Below are 20,264 nucleotides of genomic sequence, written 5' to 3' on the forward strand. Positions count from 1 at the left end.
TATTTCAACTTGCGAGGTATTTTTTCGATATGCACGTTATCATCCAGAGTCGGCATGCGATGTTCACCGTAATCTTACGGACGAAAATCGATGACAACTTTGGTCTGATGCAGACGATCGGAACGCGTGCACTTCAGCGTCGCTGATAGGTCTATTACGATCGCTGATATTGCTGATCGCTTCACCGATCGATTTCGCGTCGCGATTCGCGGCCGCGACCAATCCGCATCGTGCTCGATGCGTGAGTCTGCGCGCGCCCGCCGAGCACGAAAAGTATCGCCGTACCAAAAATTTATCGCGCGCGCGATGTCGGAAGAACGGTCCCTGCTTCGTCCTCCGGGCTCTGGTTCCATGATGGAGTTCTGATGTCGCTTACCCTGCATTACCACCCGCTGTCGTCGTTCTGCTGGAAGGCGTTGGTGGCGCTTTACGAGAATGGCGCGCCGTTCACGCCTCACTTGGTCAATCTCGGCGATCCCGCCGAGCGCGCGGCGCTGCTCGCGCTGTCGCCGATCGGTCGCTTTCCCGTGCTCCGCGACGAGGCGCGCGGCGAGACGGTGCCGGAATCGAGCATTGTCATCGAATATCTCGACCGGCACTACCCTGGTGCCGTCAGGCTGATCCCGGAGGACCCGGAGCTCGCGCTGCAAACCCGGCTGCGCGATCGCTTCCTCGATCTCTACGTCCATCTGCCGATGCAGAAAATCGTCGGCGACCGGCTGCGGCCCGCAGACAGCAAGGATCCCCATGGCGTCGCCGAGGCGCGGGCGCAGCTCCGCACCTCCTATGCGATCCTCGACCCGCAACTCGCGCATGGCGGCTGGATGATGGGTGAGCGGTTCTCGCTGGCCGATTGCGCCGCGGCGCCGACGCTGTTCTATGGCAACAAGGTCGAGCCGTTTGCGGAGGAACACCGGCATCTGGCAGCCTATCTCGAGCGGCTCAAGGCGCGGCCGTCCTTCGCCCGTGTGCTCCGCGAGGCCGAGCCCTATTTCGGCATGTTTCCCAAGGAAACCTGAGAATGGAGCCAGCGAAGGGGCGGCCCGGTTCCCAAAATAAATAGCGGCCCGATGTCGCGTTCGGGCCGCTCCATTCGTCTTCCACCTGAGGTCCGGGTTCTGGAGCGCTGACCGCTCCGGAGGCCCGGGCGAATGATGTGGAGACGACATGGCTGCAGCTGGCAACAGGGCGGAGATCATCCGCTCCCTCTTCGCCGCCTATCTCGCCAATGACCGCGCGAGCGTCGAGGCGGCGTTTGCGGAGAACTTCCGCTTCTCGACGCCCTATGGCGAGAACATCGACAAGCCGCGCTATTTCGCCGAGTGCTGGCGCGACTCCGGCTGGATCGGCCGTCACGAGATCGAGCGCATCATGGTCGAGGGCAGCAATGCCTTTGTCACCTATCGCTGCATCGCGCGCGACGGCAAGAGCTTCCGCAACACCGAGTTCGTCGTGTTCGACGGCGACAAGGTGTCGCGCATCGACGTCTATTTCGGTCCCGCGCATCAGGACGGCGAACTCGTCAGGCAGGAGCGCTGAAGGCCGTGGCGCGCGATGCAATGACCTCCGGAATAATTTCGCGTGCCCTGTCGGCGTGGCACGACCGGCGTCGTCCTTGAGACGAGCACCGGCGGTGCCGGAAACACAACAAGGCGACGGAGCAGGATGATGAAGTTCATGGTGATCGTGAAGGCGAACAAGGATACCGAGGCCGGCGTGATGCCGAGCACCGAGCTGCTCGCCGCGATGGGCAAGTTCAACGAGGAGATGGTCAAGGCCGGCGTGATGCAGGCCGGCGAGGGCCTGCATCCGACCAGCAAGGGCGCGCGGGTCAAATATGCCGGCGGGCAGGGCACGGTGAGCCGCGGGCCGTTCAGCGTGACCAGTGATCTCGTCGCGGGCTTCTGGCTGATCGAGACCAAATCGCTCGATGAGGCGATCGACTGGATGAAGCGCGCGCCGTTCGATGGCGGCGCCGAGATCGAGATCCGCCAGGTCTTCACGCCGGACGATTTCGGCGCGGCGCTGACGCCCGAGCTGCGCGAGCAGGGAGAGCGCCTGCGCAAGCAGGTGAGCAAGACATGACACCCGACGTCATTCTGCGATATCGCCGACGCGGTGATAACCATCGACGCAAGTCATGGATTCCGGGCCTGACGGGTCGCGGGATGACGAAGACGAGAATTGCGAGTGCGTCAACAGATGAGGAAATCCGACCCATGCGTTTCATGATGCTGATGATCCCGCTCGGCTACGAGTCCGCGCCGGCCAAGCTCGAGCTCGATCCCGAACGGGTCGCCGCGATGATGCGATACAATCAGGCGCTGAAGGACGCCGGGGTGCTGATCACGCTGGAGGGCCTGCATCCGCCGGCTGCCGGCGCTCGCGTCAAGTTCGACACCGGCGTGCCGGTCGTGATCGACGGCCCGTTCACCGAGGCCAAGGAGGTGATCGGCGGCTTCTGGATGATCGAGGTCGCCTCGCGTGCGGACGCGATCGCATGGGCCAAGCAGTGCCCGGCCTCGGCCAACGAGATCATCGAGATCCGCCAGGTCCAGGAGATCGGCGACTTCTCGGAGGAAGTGCGAGAGGCCGCTGCCATCTTCGAGCATCCGCAGGGCGGCTGGGGCAAGGCGCTGCGCTAAATCTTGCAACAAGCGCTGCCGCCGCACGGCGTCAGCGCACCAACCATCGATCGTCAAACCACCTACGCGCACAACGGAGATGAAATATGAGCACCAACACCTTCCTCGCCGTCTATCTCGGCAGCAAGGACGGCTCGCGCATGGCAGCCTGGAACGCGATGCCCGAGGCCGAGCGGCGCGCCAAGGAGCAGCAGGGCATGGCGGCCTGGGGCGCCTGGGTCGAGAAGCACCACGACGTGATCGTCGAGATCGGCGGCCCGCTCGGCAAGACCAAGCAGGTCGGCGCCGCCGGCACCGCCGACATCGCCAACCAGCTCACCGGCTTTACGGTGGTGCGCGCGCCCTCGCATGAGGCGGCCGCCAAGCTGTTCGAGAACCACCCGCATTTCTCGATCTTCCCCGGCGAAGCCGTCGAGATCATGCCGGTGCTGCCGATTCCGGGCCGATAGGGCCGCAGGCCGTCAGGCCCGCATCCAGCGGGAGCGGTCCGTTAATCTTGATGAACGCATCGCCGCCCCGCTAGTGACCTTTACTGCCGGCTCATGTAAAAGCCGTTCACATGAGCTGGCGCAAGGACCAAGGCCGCGCCGAGCGCGGCTATCATCACGGCAATCTCAAAGAGGCGTTGCTGCAGGCCGCCCTCGATTTGATCTCGAAGAAGGGGCCGGCCGGCTTCACCTTCGCCGATGCCGCGCGGATGGCCGGCGTCAGCCCCGCCGCGCCGTACCGGCATTTCCGCGACCGTGACGAGTTGATCGCCAGCATCGCGCAGCGCGGCTTCGAGCAGTTCGAGTCGCTGCTGACCCAGGCCTGGGACGACGGCCGCCCCGACACCGTCACGGCGTTCGAGCGGGTCGGCAAGGCCTATCTCGCCTTCGCCCGCGAGGAGCCCGCATTCTATTCCGCGATGTTCGAATCCGGCCTGCCGCCCGATGCCAATCCGACGCTGATGGCCGCCAGCGAGCGCGCGTTCGCGATCATCCGCGCCGCTGCCGAGCGGCTCGCCGCACTGGCACCGCCGGGCATGCCGCGTCCCCCGGCGATGATGATGGCGCTGCACATCTGGTCGATGTCGCACGGCGTCGCCTCGCTGTTCGGCCGCGGCGACGCCGCGCGGCGCAAGCTGCCGATGTCGCCGGAGGACCTGCTCGAGGCCGAGGTGTTGATCTATCTGCGCGGCCTCGGCTTCCCGACTGATCGCAGGCCTGGAACCAGCTCGGCCGACGAAAAGCCGGCGGGTGAAAGGTCCGGTCCGTGGGGCAAGGCGAAATAAGGTTCAAAGGCTGAGCCAAAAATAATCGGCCGGGTGCGTCATCCGCGCTGCTTGACTTTCCCGGGGGATGGGCTACCTATGTAAATGTTATTTACATTCACAACGGCGTGATGCCGTGATGGAGAAGGAAATGGCCTACACCGCTGATGTCAATCGCTGGCGCGGCCCCGTCGAAGAGCCCTACCGTCCGCACTTCTACGCGACGCCGTGGCACCCCCTGAAGATCGCCGGGATCATCCTCGGCTTCATGATCTGGTGGCCGATCGGCCTCGCCCTTCTCTTTTTCACACTCGGGAGCAGAAAAATGGCGTGTTGGAGTCACAACGACATGGATCGCTGGCAGAACAAGATGGAGCGCATGCAGGACAAGATGGAGCGGATGAGGAGCCGCATGGAGCGCCGCGGCTTCCCGTTCGGCGGCTTCGGCCCGCCCTCCAGCGGCAACCGCGCCTTCGACGAGTACCGCCAGGATACGCTGCGCCGGCTCGAGGAGGAGCAGGTCGAGTTCAAGAACTTCCTCGATCGCCTGCGCCACGCCAAGGACAAGGAAGAGTTCGACGCCTTCATGGCGCAGCACAAGACCCGTCCGACCCCGCCGAACGACCAGCCGCCCCAGAGCTGATCTGAATAGGCTGATCGCGCGAGGCACGAGCTAGCCTTCAGGCGATGTGCCCCCATAGAACCTGATGGCCCTGAGCCGCCCGTTTGCGATGAGCAAGCGGGCGGTTTGCATTTTGGCCCGGTGATGCCCACTATCGTTTGACTGCGCGCGACGAGGCGAAGCTGCGATGGCGAGTTCTGACGATCTCTGGTCCGCGATCCGGCGCGAAGCGCAGGCGGCTGTCGTCGCCGATCGCTTTCTTGAGGCCTCGGCCGCCTTCATCCTCGATCAGGGCGAGCTCAGTGGCGCGCTGGCTTTCCTGATCGGCCGGCGCATCGGCCGCGAGGATGGCGACCGCGCCCAATTCGTGCGGACGGCGCGCGAGGCGTTCGCAGACGAGCCTGCGCTGGTCGATGCCGCAGCCGTCGATCTCACGGCGATCGTGCGCCGTGACCCGGCGATCACGGGCTTGCTATTGCCGTTCCTCAACTTCAAGGGCTACGCCGCGCTGCAAGCCTGGCGGGTGTCGAACTGGCTGTGGCGTCAGGACCGCCCGGATCTCGCGCTGCTGATGCACAGCGCGACGGCGGATCAGTTGCAGATCAGCATACACCCGTCGGCTCAAATCGGAACCGCTGTTTTCCTCGATCACGGCACCGGCATCATCGTCGGCGCGCTGGCTACCGTCGGCGACGAGGTCACGATTTTGCAAAACGTCACCATCGCGCGGCATCAGGATGACCCGCGCCACGCACCGAAGATCGGCCATGGCGTGCTGCTCGCCGCCGGCGCCACCGTGATCGGACATCTCTCGATCGGCGACTTCGCCAGGATCGGCGCCGGCGCGCTGGTCACGTCAGACGTGCCCGCCGGCTGCACCGCCGTCGGCGTGCCGGCGCGGCTGACCAATTGCGCCGAGGCGGGGGTGTCATCGTGAGGTGAGTATCCCGACGGTTGTGAGGTGAGCACTCTCTCAGCCTCCCTCTCCCCTTGCGGAAGAGGGTGGGGAGACTAGCGTGCTCTCCTTACTGCACAGGGCAACGCGAACCTGTCTCACACATTCGACCCATGGATCGCGTCGATCACCGCATCGGTGACTTCCCTGGTCGTCGCCTTGCCGCCGACGTCGGGCGTCAGCACGCCGGCCGCGCACACCTTCTCGACGGCCGCCATCAGCCGCGCGGCGGCGTCCTTTTCGCCGAGATGCTCCAGCATCTGCGCAGCCGTCCAGAACGTCGCGACCGGGTTGGCGATGCCCTTGCCGGTGATGTCGAAGGCCGAGCCGTGGATCGGTTCGAACATCGAGGGGAAGCGGCGCTGCGGATCGATGTTGCCGGTCGGTGCGACGCCGAGGCTGCCGGCGAGCGCGCCTGCGAGATCCGACAGGATGTCGGCGTGCAGGTTGGTCGCCACGATGGTGTCGAGGCTCTTCGGATGGAGCGTCATCCGCACCGTCATGGCGTCGACCAGCATCTTGTCCCAGCTGACGTCGGGGAAGTCCTTCGCCACCTCGGCGGCGATCTCGTCCCACATCACCATGCCGTGGCGCTGCGCATTCGACTTGGTCACCACGGTGAGCAGTTTGCGCGGCCGCGACTGCGCCAGCTGGAACGCGTAGCGCATGATCCGCGTCACGCCGACCCGGGTGAACACGGCGACTTCCGTGCCGACCTCTTCCGGCAGGCCCTTGTGCGCGCGGCCGCCCATCCCGGCGTATTCGCCCTCGGAATTCTCGCGCACGATCACCCAGTCGAGATCGCCGACGCCGACATTGCGCAGCGGCGAGGCGACGCCGGGCAGGATCTTGGTCGGCCGCACATTGGCGTATTGGTCAAAACCCTGACAGATCGGCAGCCGCAGGCCCCACAGCGTGATGTGGTCGGGCACGTCGGGCGCGCCGACCGCGCCGAAATAGATCGCGTCGAACGTCTTGAGGTCGGCAAGGCCGTCGGCCGGCATCATCACGCCGTGCTTCTTGTAATAGTCCGAGCCCCAGTCGAAGGTCTTGACGTTGAAGCTGATGTCGCCCGAGCGCTTGGCCAGCGCCTCCAGCACGCGGACTCCGGCGGAGATCACTTCGGGGCCGATGCCGTCGGCGGGAATGGCTGCGATGGAATGGGTACGCATGGGTTTCTCCGGATGGATTGTTAGCGGGTTCGCACAGGATTGGGTTCGGGACTGGCCGCCGGCCCGCTCTGCGCGCGCGCCAGCAGCAGCGTGAGCACGGCCGACAGCACCAGCAGGCCGGCGACGAAATACAGACCGCCGTCGAAGCTGCCGGTGCGGTCCTTGATCCAGCCGATCATCGCAGGCCCGACGAAGCCGCCGAGATTGCCGATCGAGTTGATGGTGGCGATCCCGGCCGCGGCGGCCGAGCCCGACAGGAACATGGTCGGCATGCTCCACAGCGGCGGCTTCGACGAGGAGATGCCGATATTGACCAGCGTCAGCGCCGCGATCACCGCGGCAAGCCCGGTCCATAGTCCTGCAAGCGCGAGCCCCGCCGCTGCCGTCAGGCAGGCCAGCACCACGTGCCAGGTGCGCTCGCCGCTGCGGTCGGAGTGCCGCGCCCACAGCACCATCGCGATCACGGCGACCGTCGCCGGCACCGCGTTGAGGAAGCCGACCTGCAGCGACGACAGGCCGAACGCCTTGATGATCTGCGGCGCCCACACGCCGAGTGTGTAGAGCCCCGGCCGAGGTGCCGAAATAGACCAGCGCCAGCGCCAGCACCCGCGGGTCGGCAAGCCCGCGCCAGATGCTGTGGCTCGCGGTCGTGGCCTTGCCGTCAGTCTCCGCCTTCATGGTCCTGACCAGCCAGGCGCGTTCGTCATCGGCGAGCCATCTGGCCTGCTCCGGCCGGTCGGTGAGGAAGCCGAGCACGACGAAGCCGAGCAGCACGGCGGGCACCGCCTCCAGCACGAACAGCCACTGCCAGCCCTTGAAGCCGAGCAGTCCGTCCATCTCCAAGAGCGCGCCGGACAGCGGCGAGCCGAGCACGGTCGAGAGCGGCGCCGCGGCCATGAACAGCGCGGTGACGGCGGCGCGCTGCCGCGCCGGAAACCAGTAGGAGAGATAGAGGATGATGCCGGGGAAGAAGCCGGCCTCCGCAGCGCCGAGCAGGAAGCGCAGCACGTAGAAGCTGGTCGCGCCCTGCACCAGCGCCATCGCCGCCGAGACCAGGCCCCAGGTGATCATCACCCGGGCGATCCAGATCCGCGCGCCGATCTTGTGCAGGATGATGTTGGAAGGCACCTCGAACAAGAAGTAGCCCCAGAAGAAGATACCGGCGCCGAAGCCATAGACCGTCGGCGACAGGCCGATGTCCTTGTTCATGGTCAGCGAGGCGAAGCCGATATTGACGCGGTCGATGAAGGCCACGAAGTACAGCAGCATGATGAACGGCACGATGCGCAGGGTGACCTTGCGCAACACGCGCGTGCCAAGCTCGCTTTCCATGGGCTTCCTCGGGGGTTCGTGTTGTTTGTTGGGACGGCGCATTCCGCCGCGCCACCGGGAAGCCTAGAGGGGCGGGCCCTTCCGGTTCAATCTGCGCCGGTTTATACAAAAAAATGATATAATCGCCCCCGTCATTGCGAGCCACCCGGTCGGCGCGAAGCGCCGCCGGATGACAGGCTCCGCGAAGCAATCCATTGTCACCGCAGATGCGGAACGATGGATTGCTTCGTCGCTTCGCTCCTCGCAATGACGGCGGGTGTGCGGGAGGAGTCCGTCTTGGAACTGCACCAGCTTCGCTGCTTCGTGGCGGCTGCCGAGGAACTGCATTTCGGCCGCGCGGCGCAGCGGCTGCAGATGATGCCGTCGGCGCTCGGCCGCCACATCAAGCTGCTGGAAGAGGATCTCGGGGTGCGGCTGTTCGCGCGCACGACGCGCGCGGTGTCGCTGACCGAGGATGGCGCCACTTTGCTGCGCGAGGGCCGCGCGCTGCTCGGGCGCGCCGAGGCGATCGAGGACGGCTTTCGCCGCCGGCTGCGCAAGCCGCAGGCGCGGCGCTTCCGGATCGGCGCGATCGACAGCGCCGCGGCCGGCCTGCTGCCGCCGCTGCTGCGCGATCTCCGCGCGGCCCATCCCGACGTTGCCGTGCAGTTGCTCGAGGAGAAGACCATCCGGCTGCTGCCCAAGCTGTTGTCGGGTGCGCTCGATCTCGCCTTCGTGCGCCCGCCGGAGCGGCCCGACCGCCGTATCGAGTTCGTCCCGCTGCTGCAGGAGACCGCGGTGGTGGCGTTGTCGCACAAGCATCCTCTGGCGCGTCGCAAGCAGATCGTGCTGCCCGATATCGCCGATCAGCCCCTGATCGTGCCGGAGCGCCGCTCGCGGCCGCACAGCCACGATCTCACGACAAAACTGTTCGACGAGGCGGGGCTGACGCCGCGCATCCAGGAGATCGCCGACGAGAAGCAGACCATCGTCAACATGGTCGCCGCACGGCTCGGCGTCGCCATCGTGCCGCGCTGGACCGCGCGGATGGCGATTCCGGGCGTGCGTTTCGTTCCCCTCAGGCTCAGGCGCGGCAGCCCCGCCGGCCGCCTGCCGCTCGCCGCCGCCTGGCTGAAAGGCTCCCGCGACCCGGTCCGCGACCAGGTGCTCGCGGTGCTGCAGGCGAAGTTGAAGGGTTACGCACGCGAGGCGTGAGCACGTCTCTCCCCGTCGTCATTCCGGGGCGTGCGCAGCACGAGCCCGGAATCCATCGGGCCGCATGCTCCGTTGATGAATGGTTCCGGGCTCTCGCTTCGCGAGCCCTCAGGTGCGCAATTGCGCACCGGGGAATGACGAGGGGATAACGTCGAGCCCTAACGCCGTTCCGCCCGGCTTTCCCATGCCCCGCTCTCCGTAGCCGGCGCTGATCGGACGGCGTCCTACGGCACTCCGGCTGACAGCATGGCACGCCAAGGACGTCAGGATCGCGGGCGGCCGATCAATGCGCTCCAGAATCCGCGCCGGGGCGGTGCTGCGCGGGGGCAAGCCATCGCCTGTAGATGGCGTTTCGTTTCAAAGAAGCAGGTCGTCGGGTTGGCGTCCGCCAGGGCAGCGAGCTCTGCATATCGTTCGCTTGCGCGCGAGGCCGGCGTATCGCGGAAATCCAGCGCTTCGGACGAATAGCGATGGTCCGCCTGATTCTTGCCGATATCGATGATCTGGCTGATATCGGCCACCTGCGAGCCGCGCAGATCGAGCGATCGACATTCATGGGCGCGTTGTATCGGCGTCAGGTCGGATACATCAGTTTCAGCGATGTTCAACGTCTGCAGTGATGACGCAGGCGCGAGCGCCTGCAAGCTCCTGATCCGGGTTTTCGATGCGTTGATGGATTGCAGCTGGGAGAGCGAGCCGGGGTGTCCGAGGTCGGTTACCGCGCTCCCCGCGATGTTCAAATTCCACAACGTCTTGCAATCGTGCAGTGGATCGATCGACGAAACCGCGGTCTCGCCGAGATCGAGGTATCTGATGCCGTCGAGATGCGCGATCGCGGAAATGTCGCTGACCTTGCTGTTCGATATGTTAAGCCGCTCCAGGCCCTTGAACACCCAGAACGAATTCTCCGCACGCTTCATTTGATCGAATTCGCGCTGACATTCGGCCAACGGCCGCAGCGGCGACAGATCGGAAACCTGGGTCTTCGAGACGTCGAGGCTGTTCAGCGAGGGCAGACCGGCCAGTGCCGACACATCGCTAACTTGGGTGCCGCGAAGGTTCAGTTCTTCGAGCGTTGTCAGGCCGGCGAGCGGCGACAGGTCGGTGACCGACGACTCGGTGGCACTCAGGCTGTTCAACCGATGCAGATTTTCAAAGCCTGCCAGCGTGGACAGCCCAGTTCCAAACAGCAGAACGACCTTCAATTCGCGCCATCGCCCGATCACGTCAAAGCGCGCCGACTGCACGCCATTGAGTGATAGAAATTCGAGTCCCTGCAGGGTCGCGAGCGCATCGAGATTGAGCAGGTCGATCCGACCCTGGGTGCACCAGACATGCAAGCGCTTCAGCGGCGCGCAATCGGCCGCGGGCTTCAGATCGATCGCCGACGGTGTAAGGATTTCGAGCACTTGCAGGCCGGTCCAGCCCGACATGAAGTCGAGGCCCGGAAATGGGCATTTCATCGATCCGATCTGCAAGGATTCCAGGTTCGACAGCGGTGCGAGCGGCGAGAAATCAGTGACCCTGCAGCCGTAGATCTCCAGATTGCGCAGCCATGTCAGTGCCGAAATACCGTCGGGAAGCCGTTGGAGGTCAAGGCCGCCGAGCGTCAGACCCTCATCATGTCGTTCGGTGCAGACCGCGACGCGCCGCTCCGCTTCCGACAGCGCAGCTTCAGGGTCGGCTTGCCACAATGCGTAAGTTGTCCATTGGTCCGACATGCCTCGCCCCATCAAATGGCAAGGCGGAAATCATGCCGGGCAGGCGTTAACAAAATAGTGCTTCGATCCGCACGCGCTTTCCTTCCGATTTGCAGAATTTAACTTGACATCGGACCCAACTCAGGTGTTGAATGGGTCCGTCTCACCCGATCGAGGGGCGCTGCGCATCGTCAGGAGTGTTGCGGTGAGATGCGGTGGACGCTGCTTGCGCACTGACGACGTGCACAATGCGGCGGACGGCGAAGTCGTGCAGACCTGACGCCCTAGCGGCAGGTGTCTCCCGCGAGATGCGACAGCGTTTCGCGGCGACGGTGACAAACAAGCCCAGTCTCACCGGGGCGAGCACGTATAAGCCGTAAAACCATCGCGCAGGGAAAGCCGGGATGTTTCCGGTTACACCTGTGGTCCTACCTCCCGCGTTTTTCATTACGCGGGACCCATGGGTGCGATCGGCACCCGGCTTTCCCTGCGCCCTCTGATTTCAGAGCGGCGAAATGACGATCAAAGCTCGGGCAAGACATGTCGCGAGAATGCGAAGCCGCGTCCTCATCCTCAACTGTCATCGCCCGGCTCGCCGCCTCCGCTAAAGCTTCGGCGCGCCACGGACTGCTTGCCTCGTCGAAGCCTTGGCGTAGACGGGACCGGGCGATCCAGTACGCCGCGGCTTCTCGACTCAAGCACAGCCGCCTCTGGAATACTGGATCACCCGCTTTCGCGGGTGATGACACCGCGTTGTGAGGCATCTTGAATCCAGAACTGTCCCCATCGTCGTCCTGGCCTGCGCCGGGACGACTTGGGGAGGGACCGCCATTCAGGCTTTATGGGGCAAATCTCCCCCGGTTCTGCGGATCGGCCATGAGTTCCTCGTCGGTGGACTTGCGTTATGTTATAATATAACAGTCTCCCCATGGCGCAGACGCACACCCACGACCACCACCATCACGGCCACGCACATCCCCACGGGCATGGCCATGGCCCCCACGCGCACCCGGCCCAGACCGCGCACTGGTCGATCCTGCGCATGCCGGTGCCGGCCAGGTTCTCCGCCGCGCTCGCGGTCTCGGCCTGCCTGTGGGCCGTCGTCTGGCTGGCGATGAGGTAAGCCGATGAGCCCGCTTGTCACCTTCCGCGACGTTACCCTCGGCTATGACCGCCACCCGGCGGTGCATCATCTCAATGGTGCGGTCGAGGCCGGTGCGCTGCTTGCCGTGATCGGTCCGAACGGCGCCGGCAAGTCGACGCTGTTGCGCGGCATTGCCGGCGTGCTGAAGCCGCTGTCCGGCGTGATCGATCTCGACGGGCTCGAGCACCGCGACATCGCCTACCTGCCGCAATCCGCCGACATCGACCGAACGTTCCCGATCTCGGTGTTCGATTTCGTCGGCACCGGGCTGTGGCGTTCGACCGGCTTCTTCGGCGGCATCGGCAGGGCCGCGCGCGACAAGATTTTGGCGGCGCTCGCCGCGGTCGGCCTCAACGGGTTCGAGAACCGCCCGATCGGCACGCTGTCGGGCGGCCAGACCCAGCGCATGCTGTTCGCGCGCGTGTTGCTGCAGGATGCCCGCCTGATCGTGCTCGACGAGCCGTTCAACGCCATCGACGCCAAGACCACCGCCGACCTCCTGGCGCTGGTGAAGCGCTGGAACGGCGAGGGCCGTACCGTGCTGGCGGCGCTGCACGACCTCGACATGGTGCGCAACAATTTCCCGGAGACGCTGCTCCTGGCACGCGGCCCGGTGGAATGGGGGCCGACCGCCGAGGCGCTGACCCCTGAGAATCTGACAGTCGCGATGCGGATGTGCGAGGCGTTCGACGACCAGGCCGGCGCCTGCGCCGCCGATCCACGTTCGCGAGCCGCCTGATGCCGATGCTGACCGACGCGCTGATCACGCCCTTCACCGAATTCGAGTTCATGCGCCGCGCGCTCGCGGCCGTGATCGCGCTGTCGCTCGGCGGTGCGCCGATCGGCGTGTTCCTGATGCTGCGGCGGATGAGCCTGGTCGGCGACGCCATGGCGCATGCGATCCTGCCGGGGGCCGCGATCGGCTTCCTGATCTCTGGACTCAATCTGTTCGCGATGACCACCGGTGGCCTGATCGCAGGCTTTGCCGTCGCGCTGCTCGCCGGCCTCGTCGCCCGCACCACGGAGCTCAAGGAGGACGCTTCGCTCGCGACCTTCTACTTGGTCTCGCTTGCGCTCGGCGTCACCATCGTGTCGATCAAGGGCACCAATATCGACCTGCTGCACGTGCTGTTCGGAAATATCCTCGCGATGGACGACCAGACATTGCTGGTGATCGCGTTCAATGCCACCATCACGCTGCTGGTGCTCGCGGTGATCTATCGGCCGCTGGTGATCGAATGCGTCGATCCGGTGTTCCTGCGCACCGTGAGTCGGGCCGGCGCGCCGGCACATCTCGCCTTCCTGGCGCTGGTGGTGGTCAACCTCGTCAACGGCTTCCACGCGCTCGGCACGCTGCTCGGCGTCGGGTTGATGATCCTGCCCGCCGGCATCGCGCGTTTCTGGTCGCGCGATATCACCACCATGATCTGCATCGCGGTGGCGAGCGCGATGCTGTCCGGCTATGCCGGGCTGGTGCTGTCGTACCAGACCCGGATTCCCTCCGGCCCCGCGATCATCCTGGTCGCGGCCGGGCTCTATGTTGTGTCGCTGCTGTTCGGCAATGTCAGCGGCCTGGTGCGGCAGCTGTTCCCCGGCCGCCATCTCGAGGCATGACGACAATGCGGCGGTTGTTTGGATTGATCGGTCTGGCGCTGGTGCTGGCGGGCGGACCGGCGCGCGCCGCCGATCGCATCAATGTGGTGGCGAGCTTCTCGATCCTCGCCGACATGGTGCGCAATGTCGGCGGCAACAGCGTCGACGTGACGGCACTGGTCGGGCCCGATGGCGACGCGCATGTTTACGCGCCGACGCCGGCCGACGCCAAGAAGGTCGCCGATGCCAGGCTGCTGGTCATCAACGGCCTCGGCTTCGAGGGCTGGATGCCGCGGCTGTTGCAGGCCTCCGGCAGCAAGGCGCCGGTCGCGGTCGCGACCAAGAGCATCATGCCCCGGAAGATGGGCGGCCATGACGATCCGCATGCCTGGCAATCGGTGGCCAATGCCAAGATCTATGTCGTCAATATTCGCGACGGCCTGATCGCCGTGGCGCCCGACCAGGCGGCCGCCTTCAAGGCCAATGCCGATGCCTATCTGGCCAAGCTCGAGGCGCTCGACCGCGAGGTGCGTGAGGCGGTGGCCAAAGTGCCGGAGCCGCGGCGCAAGGTGATCTCGACCCACGGCGCATTCGGCTATTTCGCCGACGCCTATGGGATCACGTTCTTCTCGCCGCTCTCGGTCTCCACCGATTCCGAGCCCAGCGCACGCGATATCGCCGCCATCATCGCCCAGATCAAGGTCGCGAAAATTCCGGCAGTTTTTCTCGAAAATATCAGCGATCCCCGCCTGATCGAGCGGATCGCGGCCGAGACCGGCGCCCGGGTCGGCGGGACGCTGTATTCGGACAGTCTGACGGGCGAAAAGGGCGATGCACCCACTTACATTGATATGGTCAGGCACAATATAAAGGCCCTGACCAGCGCGCTCGCCAACTAGGGCAGGGGCCTCCCTGCCGAGTCGAGCGCCGCCTGGCATGATCCGGAAAAGTGGGGTCCGGTTTTCCGATAAGATCATGCTCAAACAAAGAGTTCCTTCGGAGTTGTTATGGCTGAAGCTTCGCAAAAAATTCCAGTGACCGTGCTGACGGGCTATCTCGGCGCCGGCAAGACCACGCTGTTGAACCGCATCCTGTCGGAAAACCACGGCAAGAAATACGCCGTCATCGTCAACGAATTCGGCGAGATCGGCATCGACAACGACCTCATCATCGGCGCCGATGAGGAAGTGTTCGAAATGAACAATGGCTGCGTCTGCTGCACGGTGCGCGGCGACCTCGTCCGCATCATGGACGGGTTGATGAAGCGCAAGGGCAAGTTCGACGCCATCATCGTCGAGACCACCGGCCTTGCCGATCCGGCGCCGGTCGCGCAGACCTTCTTCGTCGACGAGGACGTGCAGAAGAACGCCCGGCTCGACGCCGTGGTGACGGTGGCCGACGCCAAGTGGCTGAGCGACCGCCTCAAGGACGCGCCGGAAGCCAAGAACCAGATCGCGTTCGCCGACGTCATCGTGCTGAACAAGACCGACCTGGTTTCCAAGCCCGAGCTCGCCGAGGTCGAGGCCCGCATCCGCGGCATCAATCCGTACGCCAAGCTGCACCGCACCGAGCGTTGCCAGGTCGGGATCACCGACGTGCTGGAGCGCGGCGCGTTCGACCTCGACCGCATCCTGGAGATCGAGCCCGATTTCCTCGAAGCCGGCGACGATCACGACCATGACCACGATCATCATGACCATGATCACCACCACCATGATCACGACCATGGCCATGGCCATGGCGGGCTGAAGCACTATCACGACGAGGACATGCAATCGCTGTCGCTGCGCTCGGAGAAGCCGCTCGATCCGAACAAGTTCATGCCATGGCTGCAGAACCTCGTCGCCACCGAGGGCCAGAAGATTCTGCGCTCGAAGGGCATTCTCGCCTTCACCGGCGATGACGATCGCTACGTGTTCCAGGGCGTCCATATGATGCTGGAAGGCGATCACCAGCGGAAATGGAAGGACGGCGAGAAGCGCGAAAGCCGGGTCGTGTTCATCGGTCGCGAATTGCCGGAGCAGGCGATCCGCGACGGCTTCGAGCAGTGCATCACCGCGTGATGAAAGAGTTCGATCCGGGCGAGGCCGCTTCCTCCATTGTTTCGATCACCGATCGCGTCAAGCAGCTCGCTCTGGGCGCGGCGGTCGGCTCGGTGCATTTCCTCGGCGATCGCGCGTTCTTCGTCGGCGCGGAGGAGAGCGTCGCGATCGCGACCGCCGCCGGCGAGATCACGCGCACCGAGACGCATTTCGGCGCCATCCTGTGCGCGGCCTCCGACGGCAAGCGGCTCGTCACCGGCGGCGATGACGGCAAGCTGATCGCAATCGACGCCAAGGGCGAGACCGCAACGATTGCGACCGACGCCAAGCGGCGCTGGATCGACAATGTCGCGCTGCACAGCGACGGCACGGTGGCGTGGTCGGCGGGCAAGACCGCGTTCGTGCGCAATCCCAAGGGCGAGGAGAAAACCTTCGAGGTGCCGTCGACCGTCGGCGGGCTGGCGTTCGCGCCGAAGGGCCTGCGGCTTGCGATCGCGCATTACAACGGCGTGACGTTGTGGTTTCCCAACATGGCGGCCAATCCGGAATTCCTGGAATGGGCCGGCTCGCATCTCGCGGTCACCTTCAGCCCCGACAACAAGTTCCTGGTCACGGCGATGCACGAGGCTGCGATGCACGGTTGGCGGCTCGCGGATAACCGGCACATGCGGATGAGCGGCTATCCCGGCCGGGTGCGCTCGATGTCGTGGAGCGTCGGCGGCAAGGGGCTCGCGACCTCGGGCGCCGATACCGTGATCGTCTGGCCGTTCACCAGCAAGGACGGCCCGATGGGCAAGGAGCCGGCGATGCTGGCGCCGATGCCGGCGCGGGTCGCGGTGGTCGCCTGCCATCCGAAGAACGACATCATGGCGGTCGGCTATGCCGACGGCACCGTGCTGATGGTCCGCCTCGAGGACGGCGCCGAGATCCTGGTGCGCCGGAATACCGGCGCGGCGGTGTCGGCGCTCGGATGGAATGCCAAGGGCACGCTGCTCGCCTTCGGCACGGAAGATGGTGACGCGGGCATCCTGGAAATGTAAGAGATCGCTGCATCCGAAGCTCGCGCCGGGGCAGCGCCATGCGATTCCTGACGACATTCCAGCTCGCAGACTTCCTCGACACGCTGGTCAGCCTGACCTCAGCCTTCGTGCTCGGCACCCTGATCGGCGCCGAGCGGCAGTACCGGCAGCGTACCGCGGGGCTGCGCACCAATGTGCTGGTCGCGGTCGGGGCGGCCGCCTTCGTCGATCTCGCGATGCATCTCGCCGGTGCCGACGGCGCGGTGCGGGTGATCGCCTATGTGGTGTCGGGGATCGGCTTCCTCGGCGCCGGCGTCATCATGAAGCAGGGCATGGACGTGCGCGGTCTCAACACCGCGGCGACGCTGTGGGCCTCGGCCGCGGTCGGCTCCTGCGCCGGCGCCGATCTGGTGGCGCAGGCGGCGGCGCTGACCGTGTTCGTGATCGCCGGCAACACGCTGCTGCGTCCCTTGGTCAACGCCATCAATCGAATCCCGCTCAACGAGAAGGCGCTGGAGGCGACCTACTACTTCAAGCTCGCGGTCACTTCCGACGCGCTGCCCGACATGCGCGATCGCCTGGTCGAGAAGCTCGAGGCCGCGAATTATCCGGTCGCCGATGTCAACGTGGTCGAGGCCGGCGACGACTTCCTCGAGATCGTGGCGGAGCTGGTCTCCACCGCGGTCGAACCCAACGAGCTCAATGCCGTGGTGGTCGACCTGCAGCATCTGCCCGGCGTGCGCCACGCGACCTGGGAGATCAGCACCACCGATTGAGTTCCGGGCGGCGGCGCGCAGGAACCATGCGTCGGCCGGATCGTTGACCCCGCTGACATGATGCGGGTGAACGGGATGGCTGCTGATCGGCGCAAACTGCGGAAAGACGTGCTGATCGCCTCGACATTGGTCGCGGCGGGCGTCGCGATTGCGGCGCTGTCGCTGCACGCGATCAACGCCGCTCCGCCGCAGGAGATGGCGCAGGCGACCCAGCCGCTGCAGACGACGCCGACGCCAGAGCCGCAGAAGACGACCGCTCCGGCCGAGTCGAAGCCCGGTGGCGAGCGGCCGACCACCCCGGCGCCGCAGCCGGCCCGCCCCGACGACGAGGCGCAGAAGGCCGGCGCCAAGCCGGTGCTGCCGCCGGCGCCCGCCGAGAAGACCGCGCCGCCGATCGAGAAGAAATAGCCGCGCCGCTGCCTCTAGCGTGTGACGCGCATTTGACTGATGCTGCCGATTATACGGTCTCGCCTCCGTCGGCCCCGCCCGCCATAATCCGTCGTCTTGCCAACGACAGATGGGGCCTTCCATGAAGATCGAAGACGTCCGGCGCACCGCCTATTCGATGCCGCTCACCAACCCGTCATTTCCGCCGGGGCCGTACCGGTTCTTCGACCGCGAATATTTCATCATCACCTACAAGACCGACCCGGAGGCGCTGGCGGCCGTGGTGCCGGAGCCGCTCGAGGTTGCCGAGCCCGTGGTGAAGTACGAGTTCATCCGCATGCCGGACTCGAGCGGCTTCGGCGACTATACCGAGACCGGGCAGGTGATCCCGGTGCGCTTCAAGGGCGAGCTCGGCGCCTATACCCATGCGATGTATCTCGACGACGAGGCCCCGATCGCCGGCGGCCGCGAGCTGTGGGGATTTCCGAAGAAGCTGGCGCGGCCCAAGATCGCGGTCGAGAGCGACGTCCTGGTCGGCTCGCTGCATTACGGCTCGGTGCTCTGCGCTTCCGCCACCATGGGCTACAAGTACCGCAAGGTCGATCACGACACGGTGCTGAATGCGATGAAGGCGCCGAACTTCATTTTGAAGATCATCCCGCATGTCGACGGCAGCCCGCGGATCTGCGAGCTGGTGCGCTTTCAGCTCGGCGACATCGTGCTGAAGGAGGCCTGGACCGGTCCCGCCGCGCTCGGCCTGTTTCCGCACGCGCTGTGCGACGTCGCACGCCTGCCGGTGCGCGAGGTGGTGTCGGCGCTGCATTACAAGGCGGACCTGACGCTCGGCCTCGGCTCGGTGGCGTTCGACTACATGGCGAGGTGAGCGGCGCCAGATGGCAAAATGCCCGGCGCGAGGCCGGGCATTTCCGTCTCCAGCTGTGGCGCGCTTATTAGCGCACCAGGATATTCTTGAACTGCCAGGGATCGCTGGTGTCGATATCTTCCGGAAACAGTCCCGGACGATCCGTCAGCGGGGTCCAGTCGGTGTAGAAACCCTTCACCGGGCCCAGATACGGCAGCTGGATCTCCAGCAGGCGATCGAAATCCATTTCGTCGGCCTCGACGATGCCCTCGTTCGGATTCTCCAGCGCCCACACCATGCCGGCGAGCACGGCGGAGGTCACCTGCAGGCCGGTGGCGTTCTGGTAGGGCGCGAGGGCGCGGGTCTCTTCGATCGAGAGCTGCGAGCCGTACCAGTAGGCATTGTTGTCGTGGCCGAACAGCAGCACGCCGAGTTCGTCGATGCCGTCGACGATCTCGTTCTCGTCGAGGATGTGGTGCTTCTCCTGCATCTTCGCGGCGCGGCCGAACATTTCGTGCAGCGACAGCACGGCGTCGTCGGCCGGATGATAGGCGTAATGGCAGGTCGGCCGGTAGATCGCCTTGCCTGATGCGTCACGCACCGTGAAGTAGTCCGAGATCGAGATCGACTCGTTGTGGGTGACGAGGAAGCCGTACTGCGCGCCGCGGGTCGGGCACCAGGTGCGCACGCGCGTGTTGGCGCCGGGTTGCATCAGATAGATCGCCGCGCCGCAGCCGGCCTCGTGGGTCCGCGCATTCTCGGGCATCCATTTCTCATGGGTACCCCAGCCGAGTTCGGACGGCTGCACGCCTTCCGACAGGAAGCCTTCCACCGACCAGGTGTTGACGAAGACATCCGGCTCCTTCGGCGTCTTGGAGCGCTGGGTGTCGCGCTCGGCGATGTGAATGCCCTTGATGCCGGCCTGCCGCATCAGGTCGGCCCATTCGGCCTTGGTCTTCGGCCGGGGAGCATTGAGCTTCAGATCGGCGGCGACATTGAGCAGCGCCTGCTTGACGAAGAACGACACCATGCCGGGATTGGCGCCGCAGCAGGACACCGCCGTGGTCGAACCCGCCGGGCGCGCCTTCTTGGCGGCCAGCGTCACTTCGCGCAGCGCGTAGTTGGAGCGCGCTTCCGGGCCCTTTGAGGAATCAAAGTAGAAGCCGAGCCAGGGCTCGTTGACGGTGTCGATATAGAGCGCGCCGAGCTCGTTGCAGAGCTCCATGATGTCGGTCGAGCCGGTGTCGACCGAGAGATTGACGCAAAAACCCTGGCCGCCGCCTTCGGTGAGCAGCGGCGTCAGCAACTCGCGATAATTGTCCTTGGTCACGGCCTTCTGGATGAACTTGACGTTCTGCTTCTCGCAATGCGCCTTGCGGCCCTCGTCCTTGGGGTCGATCACGGTGACCCGCGACTTGTCGTAATCGAGATGCCGCTCGATCATCGGCAGCGTGCCTTTGCCGATCGAGCCGAAGCCGATCATGACAATGGGGCCGGTGATTTTCGCGTAGATCTGCGAGGAGGGGCTCATCATTTTCTCCAGGAGCGCCGAGCGGCGGGTAGAGTGGA

General features: G+C 65.3%; 20 protein-coding genes and 1 pseudogene. 17 read left to right on the plus strand and 4 right to left on the minus strand.

Features of this window, described 5'->3' with window-relative positions:
• The first annotated feature begins 365 nt into the window (after positions 1 to 365).
• From ACVINW_RS16515 to ACVINW_RS16550, 8 genes are all read left to right on the plus strand, one after another.
• Positions 366 to 1,019 carry a glutathione S-transferase family protein gene (locus tag ACVINW_RS16515; protein WP_456752284.1) on the plus strand — a complete coding sequence of 218 codons (654 nt, stop codon included), beginning with the start codon at positions 366 to 368 and terminating at the stop codon, positions 1,017 to 1,019.
• A 148-nt stretch (positions 1,020 to 1,167) separates the two neighbouring features.
• Complete coding sequence (locus tag ACVINW_RS16520) at positions 1,168 to 1,539, plus strand: nuclear transport factor 2 family protein (protein WP_456752285.1); 372 nt, start codon at positions 1,168 to 1,170, stop codon at positions 1,537 to 1,539.
• Positions 1,540 to 1,668: 129 nt separating this feature from the next.
• On the plus strand, positions 1,669 to 2,085 hold the full coding sequence (locus tag ACVINW_RS16525) for a YciI family protein (protein WP_456752286.1): 417 nt from the start codon (positions 1,669 to 1,671) through the stop codon (positions 2,083 to 2,085).
• A 134-nt stretch (positions 2,086 to 2,219) separates the two neighbouring features.
• Positions 2,220 to 2,645, plus strand: coding sequence for a YciI family protein (locus tag ACVINW_RS16530; RefSeq protein ID WP_456752287.1), 426 nt, complete (start codon positions 2,220 to 2,222; stop codon positions 2,643 to 2,645).
• An 86-nt stretch (positions 2,646 to 2,731) separates the two neighbouring features.
• Positions 2,732 to 3,094 (plus strand): hypothetical protein, encoded by a 363-nt coding sequence (locus ACVINW_RS16535; RefSeq protein ID WP_456752288.1) that lies wholly within the window; start codon positions 2,732 to 2,734, stop codon positions 3,092 to 3,094.
• Between the two features lie 110 nt (positions 3,095 to 3,204).
• The gene (locus ACVINW_RS16540) at positions 3,205 to 3,918 is read left to right on the plus strand and encodes a TetR/AcrR family transcriptional regulator (RefSeq protein WP_456752289.1); all 714 of its coding nucleotides are present in this window, start codon (positions 3,205 to 3,207) and stop codon (positions 3,916 to 3,918) included.
• 130 nt (positions 3,919 to 4,048) lie between these two features.
• Complete coding sequence (locus ACVINW_RS16545; RefSeq protein ID WP_456752290.1) at positions 4,049 to 4,540, plus strand: DUF2852 domain-containing protein; 492 nt, start codon at positions 4,049 to 4,051, stop codon at positions 4,538 to 4,540.
• 166 nt (positions 4,541 to 4,706) lie between these two features.
• Positions 4,707 to 5,456 carry a serine O-acetyltransferase gene (locus ACVINW_RS16550; protein WP_456752291.1) on the plus strand — a complete coding sequence of 250 codons (750 nt, stop codon included), beginning with the start codon at positions 4,707 to 4,709 and terminating at the stop codon, positions 5,454 to 5,456.
• A gap of 116 nt (positions 5,457 to 5,572) precedes the next feature.
• Here ACVINW_RS16550 and ACVINW_RS16555 read toward each other — a convergent pair whose 3' ends face one another.
• Positions 5,573 to 6,646 carry a tartrate dehydrogenase gene (locus ACVINW_RS16555; protein ID WP_456752292.1) on the minus strand — a complete coding sequence of 358 codons (1,074 nt, stop codon included), beginning with the start codon at positions 6,644 to 6,646 and terminating at the stop codon, positions 5,573 to 5,575.
• Positions 6,647 to 6,666: 20 nt separating this feature from the next.
• A pseudogene (locus tag ACVINW_RS16560) lies at positions 6,667 to 7,978 on the minus strand (MFS transporter).
• A gap of 276 nt (positions 7,979 to 8,254) precedes the next feature.
• On the opposite strand from ACVINW_RS16560, the gene ACVINW_RS16565 reads away from it, so the two are divergent.
• On the plus strand, positions 8,255 to 9,172 hold the full coding sequence (locus ACVINW_RS16565) for a LysR family transcriptional regulator (protein ID WP_456752293.1): 918 nt from the start codon (positions 8,255 to 8,257) through the stop codon (positions 9,170 to 9,172).
• A 263-nt stretch (positions 9,173 to 9,435) separates the two neighbouring features.
• Here the strand turns inward: ACVINW_RS16565 and ACVINW_RS16570 are convergent, their stop codons facing one another.
• Entirely contained in the window at positions 9,436 to 10,893 is a 1,458-nt protein-coding gene (locus ACVINW_RS16570) for a leucine-rich repeat domain-containing protein (RefSeq protein ID WP_456752294.1), read from the minus strand.
• 1,106 nt (positions 10,894 to 11,999) lie between these two features.
• Between ACVINW_RS16570 and ACVINW_RS16575 the strand changes: the two genes are divergently transcribed.
• The 8 genes from ACVINW_RS16575 (at position 12,000) to ACVINW_RS16610 (ending at position 18,716) form a co-directional block, all read left to right on the plus strand.
• Entirely contained in the window at positions 12,000 to 12,755 is a 756-nt protein-coding gene (locus ACVINW_RS16575; protein ID WP_456752295.1) for a metal ABC transporter ATP-binding protein, read from the plus strand.
• 5 nt (positions 12,756 to 12,760) lie between these two features.
• Positions 12,761 to 13,630 (plus strand): metal ABC transporter permease, encoded by an 870-nt coding sequence (locus tag ACVINW_RS16580; RefSeq protein ID WP_456756414.1) that lies wholly within the window; start codon positions 12,761 to 12,763, stop codon positions 13,628 to 13,630.
• A gap of 5 nt (positions 13,631 to 13,635) precedes the next feature.
• Positions 13,636 to 14,508: a metal ABC transporter solute-binding protein, Zn/Mn family gene (locus ACVINW_RS16585; protein ID WP_456752296.1), complete on the plus strand. Its 873-nt coding sequence runs from the start codon at positions 13,636 to 13,638 to the stop codon at positions 14,506 to 14,508.
• Positions 14,509 to 14,616: 108 nt separating this feature from the next.
• On the plus strand, positions 14,617 to 15,672 hold the full coding sequence (locus ACVINW_RS16590; RefSeq protein WP_456752297.1) for a CobW family GTP-binding protein: 1,056 nt from the start codon (positions 14,617 to 14,619) through the stop codon (positions 15,670 to 15,672).
• A complete protein-coding gene (locus ACVINW_RS16595; protein ID WP_456752298.1) occupies positions 15,672 to 16,691 on the plus strand; it encodes a WD40 repeat domain-containing protein in 1,020 nt (339 codons plus the stop codon). Before ACVINW_RS16590 ends, ACVINW_RS16595 begins: the two co-directional genes overlap by 1 nt.
• Before the next feature lie 38 nt (positions 16,692 to 16,729).
• Positions 16,730 to 17,446: an MgtC/SapB family protein gene (locus ACVINW_RS16600; RefSeq protein WP_456752299.1), complete on the plus strand. Its 717-nt coding sequence runs from the start codon at positions 16,730 to 16,732 to the stop codon at positions 17,444 to 17,446.
• A 75-nt stretch (positions 17,447 to 17,521) separates the two neighbouring features.
• Complete coding sequence (locus ACVINW_RS16605) at positions 17,522 to 17,854, plus strand: hypothetical protein (protein WP_456752300.1); 333 nt, start codon at positions 17,522 to 17,524, stop codon at positions 17,852 to 17,854.
• A 121-nt stretch (positions 17,855 to 17,975) separates the two neighbouring features.
• On the plus strand, positions 17,976 to 18,716 hold the full coding sequence (locus ACVINW_RS16610; protein WP_456752301.1) for an acetoacetate decarboxylase: 741 nt from the start codon (positions 17,976 to 17,978) through the stop codon (positions 18,714 to 18,716).
• A gap of 67 nt (positions 18,717 to 18,783) precedes the next feature.
• Here the strand turns inward: ACVINW_RS16610 and ACVINW_RS16615 are convergent, their stop codons facing one another.
• On the minus strand, positions 18,784 to 20,226 hold the full coding sequence (locus ACVINW_RS16615) for a homospermidine synthase (RefSeq protein ID WP_456752302.1): 1,443 nt from the start codon (positions 20,224 to 20,226) through the stop codon (positions 18,784 to 18,786).
• Positions 20,227 to 20,264: the final 38 nt, after the last annotated feature.

The sequence above is a fragment of the Bradyrhizobium sp. USDA 4461 genome (genome assembly GCF_054055655.1).

Excerpts from the sequence above, each read along its gene's own strand:
- ACVINW_RS16515 (WP_456752284.1), top strand. The coding sequence starts at position 366 with ATGTCGCTTACCCTGCATTACCACCCGCTGTCGTCGTTCTGCTGGAAG.
- ACVINW_RS16520 (WP_456752285.1), top strand. The coding sequence starts at position 1,168 with ATGGCTGCAGCTGGCAACAGGGCGGAGATCATCCGCTCCCTCTTCGCC.
- ACVINW_RS16525 (WP_456752286.1), top strand. The coding sequence starts at position 1,669 with ATGAAGTTCATGGTGATCGTGAAGGCGAACAAGGATACCGAGGCCGGC.
- ACVINW_RS16530 (WP_456752287.1), top strand. The coding sequence starts at position 2,220 with ATGCGTTTCATGATGCTGATGATCCCGCTCGGCTACGAGTCCGCGCCG.
- ACVINW_RS16535 (WP_456752288.1), top strand. The coding sequence starts at position 2,732 with ATGAGCACCAACACCTTCCTCGCCGTCTATCTCGGCAGCAAGGACGGC.
- ACVINW_RS16540 (WP_456752289.1), top strand. The coding sequence starts at position 3,205 with ATGAGCTGGCGCAAGGACCAAGGCCGCGCCGAGCGCGGCTATCATCAC.
- ACVINW_RS16545 (WP_456752290.1), top strand. The coding sequence starts at position 4,049 with ATGGCCTACACCGCTGATGTCAATCGCTGGCGCGGCCCCGTCGAAGAG.
- ACVINW_RS16550 (WP_456752291.1), top strand. The coding sequence starts at position 4,707 with ATGGCGAGTTCTGACGATCTCTGGTCCGCGATCCGGCGCGAAGCGCAG.
- ACVINW_RS16555 (WP_456752292.1), bottom strand. The coding sequence starts at position 6,646 with ATGCGTACCCATTCCATCGCAGCCATTCCCGCCGACGGCATCGGCCCC.
- ACVINW_RS16570 (WP_456752294.1), bottom strand. The coding sequence starts at position 10,893 with ATGTCGGACCAATGGACAACTTACGCATTGTGGCAAGCCGACCCTGAA.
- ACVINW_RS16575 (WP_456752295.1), top strand. The coding sequence starts at position 12,000 with ATGAGCCCGCTTGTCACCTTCCGCGACGTTACCCTCGGCTATGACCGC.
- ACVINW_RS16580 (WP_456756414.1), top strand. The coding sequence starts at position 12,761 with ATGCTGACCGACGCGCTGATCACGCCCTTCACCGAATTCGAGTTCATG.
- ACVINW_RS16585 (WP_456752296.1), top strand. The coding sequence starts at position 13,636 with ATGCGGCGGTTGTTTGGATTGATCGGTCTGGCGCTGGTGCTGGCGGGC.
- ACVINW_RS16590 (WP_456752297.1), top strand. The coding sequence starts at position 14,617 with ATGGCTGAAGCTTCGCAAAAAATTCCAGTGACCGTGCTGACGGGCTAT.
- ACVINW_RS16595 (WP_456752298.1), top strand. The coding sequence starts at position 15,672 with ATGAAAGAGTTCGATCCGGGCGAGGCCGCTTCCTCCATTGTTTCGATC.
- ACVINW_RS16600 (WP_456752299.1), top strand. The coding sequence starts at position 16,730 with ATGCGATTCCTGACGACATTCCAGCTCGCAGACTTCCTCGACACGCTG.
- ACVINW_RS16605 (WP_456752300.1), top strand. The coding sequence starts at position 17,522 with ATGGCTGCTGATCGGCGCAAACTGCGGAAAGACGTGCTGATCGCCTCG.
- ACVINW_RS16610 (WP_456752301.1), top strand. The coding sequence starts at position 17,976 with ATGAAGATCGAAGACGTCCGGCGCACCGCCTATTCGATGCCGCTCACC.
- ACVINW_RS16615 (WP_456752302.1), bottom strand. The coding sequence starts at position 20,226 with ATGAGCCCCTCCTCGCAGATCTACGCGAAAATCACCGGCCCCATTGTC.